General features: G+C 47.3%; 1 protein-coding gene. It reads left to right on the top strand.

Annotation, left to right across the window (positions count from 1 at the left end; genetic code table 11):
* Window positions 1-81: 81 nt before the first annotated feature.
* Window positions 82-1,223, top strand: a 1,142-nt coding sequence (locus DFQ01_RS30745; RefSeq protein ID WP_110047715.1) for an IS4 family transposase, incomplete at its 3' end; no start/stop codon positions are given.

Here is a 1,223-nt window from a genome sequence, read left to right as displayed (position 1 = left end):
TCTAAATCAGCGCATAAAAAAATCCTTTACAATAGATATGGTAGGTAGCCCTGTCCATAATCCAATGAAAGGATTAGTCGCATGGACAAGAATACGCTATTTTCATCGTTTGGTAAATGGATAGCGCCAATATGTACGAGAACGTTCACAGATTGGATTACTGAAACCCAGCAAGATAAATACGTGAAGAAGCTGACGACTGCTGCGTATCTGAAGTTGTTCCTGCATGCTCAATTGCAAGGCAGAGAAGGACTTCGGCATATCGCCGATGATGTGCTTTGTAAAGCGTTTCAGCGTGAACTGGGGCTCACATCGATCTCAGCAGCTCAACTTAGTCGGAAGCACAAGCAGGTGGATTCCGAATTGCTCCAACAGGTGTTCGAGCGTCTTGTTAAAAGGATTTTCACAACGTATCGCGCGCCGGCTCATCGCAGCAAGATCAAGCTCATCGACTCGACAACCGTTGCATTATGTCTGCAGAAATACAAATGGGCAACGTTCCGTAAGACCAAAGCAGGCATCAAGCTCCACATGCGACTAGCGTTTGTCGGTGAAGAAGACGTCATACCGGAGAAGGCAACCCTTACAAATGCCAGGAAAAATGATCGTACGCAGCTTGATGAACTTGTCGATGAACCTGGCGTCACGTATGTGTTCGACCGCGGTTACATCGACTACTCGGCATTCAATCGCTACTGCAACAACAAGATTTACTTCGTGACACGTCTCAAAAGCAATGCTTTCGTGGAACCAATGGAAGCATTCGAAATCCCTCAGGGTAGCAGCATCCACGCTGACATGCTAGTGCGAGTAGGTTCCCAGCAGAAGAAGATGAAGAACCTGCTACGGATGGTTCAGACCGAAGATTCGCAAGGGAACCTGTTGTTCTTAATCACGAATCGCTTCGATTTGACTTGTGACGAGATCGGTGACATGTACCGCAGTCGCTGGGCGATTGAAACGTTCTTCAAGTGGATGAAACAGCATCTTCGGATCAAGCACTTTCACGGGCAAAGCGACCGCGCGGTATATAACCAGATATGGATCGCACTTATCGCTTTCTGCTTGCTCTTGCTTGTTAAGCTGGAGACAAAGGTTAACCATAGCTTGTTGCAACTGAGTCGCTGGCTGACGAAATTAATGTGGCAGCCTTATGCCGAGTGGCTTCAACGGATGAAGCAGAAACCAAGTCGGGTATCTCTAGGAAGACGACGAAAAACGAC

The sequence above is a fragment of the Paenibacillus cellulosilyticus genome, from assembly GCF_003182255.1.
Lineage (GTDB): Bacteria > Bacillota > Bacilli > Paenibacillales > Paenibacillaceae > Paenibacillus_T > Paenibacillus_T cellulosilyticus.
This window is presented reverse-complemented; position numbering and strand designations above follow the sequence as displayed.